The 473-nt window shown below is 68.1% G+C and carries 1 pseudogene; it reads right to left on the bottom strand.

Annotated features, from left to right (window positions below):
* Positions 1–453, bottom strand: a pseudogene (locus AC1DCG_RS25120) (altronate dehydratase); the annotation flags it as partial.
* Positions 454–473: the final 20 nt, after the last annotated feature.

The following is a 473-nucleotide window of genomic DNA, read 5'->3' as shown; positions in this document are numbered from 1 at the left end:
GATCAGGCCCTTCTGCTTGAGCTTCTCGCCCGGTGACAGCACGCCGGAGATGGCCGAGCTGCCCGACTTGACGATGGACCCCATCGCCTTTTCCACGATGTTCGACAGCCCGCCCTTCTTGTTGCCGGGCGAGGTGTTGGCGCTGCGGTCCACGCGGCCACGGTCCAGGTAGCGGTCGTACCAGTCCATCTCGCGGATCATGGCCTCGGCCACTTCCGGSGTSGCGGCCCGTGCGGTKAGCTGGGCGATGCCGTCGCGCACCTCGGTCACTTCCGAGAACATCACGGCGGCGCCGGCACGCACCAGCAGGTCCGTGGCGTAGCCCACGGCGGGGTTGGCGGTCACGCCCGAGAAGGCGTCGCTGCCGCCGCACTGCACGCCCACCACCAGTTCGGAGACCGGGCAGGTCTCGCGCTGGCGCGCGTTCAGCACTTCGAGGTGCGATTCGGCCATGGTCATGATCGAGTCGATCA

Source organism: Caulobacter sp. 10L414 (genome assembly GCF_056395525.1).
Note: the sequence above shows the minus strand (reverse complement) of the source record. Positions and strands in the feature narration are given on the sequence as shown.